1 protein-coding gene is annotated in these 313 nt (G+C 56.9%); it reads right to left on the bottom strand.

What is annotated here, in order from left to right; translation table 11 throughout:
• The coding region (locus tag NGM62_RS22095) for an IS3 family transposase (RefSeq protein ID WP_262250466.1) at positions 1-266 on the bottom strand (266 nt) is incomplete at its 3' end.
• Between the last annotated feature and the right edge of the window lie 47 nt (positions 267-313).

Raw genomic sequence — 313 nt, 5'->3', positions numbered from 1 at the left:
CCGTACAACCGCTCGATGCGCTTGGGATTGACCCGGTAGCCCTTGTCCCTGCGCAACCAGGTGGTCATCCGGGGAACACCCAGCCAGGGGTGCTGCAGGTATTCCTCATCGATCAACCGCATCAGCTCCAGGTTCAACGGGCTTTCCCCAACCGGCTGGTAGTAAAAACTGCTCCGGGATACCGATACCAAGGCGCACTGCCGGGCTATGCTCAGCCCATCCGCCTTGCCAACGTGCGTCTTCCGCTGTGCTGGGGTCTCTTTCATGACAAGGCTTTCTTTAAAAAATCAATTTCCATCTTCTGTTGGCCGAT

It is taken from the genome of Parapedobacter soli (genome assembly GCF_025460835.1).
GTDB classification, from domain to species: Bacteria; Bacteroidota; Bacteroidia; order Sphingobacteriales; family Sphingobacteriaceae; genus Parapedobacter; species Parapedobacter soli.
The sequence above is the reverse complement of the archived record's forward strand: the minus strand, read 5'-3'. Positions and strand labels throughout refer to the sequence as shown.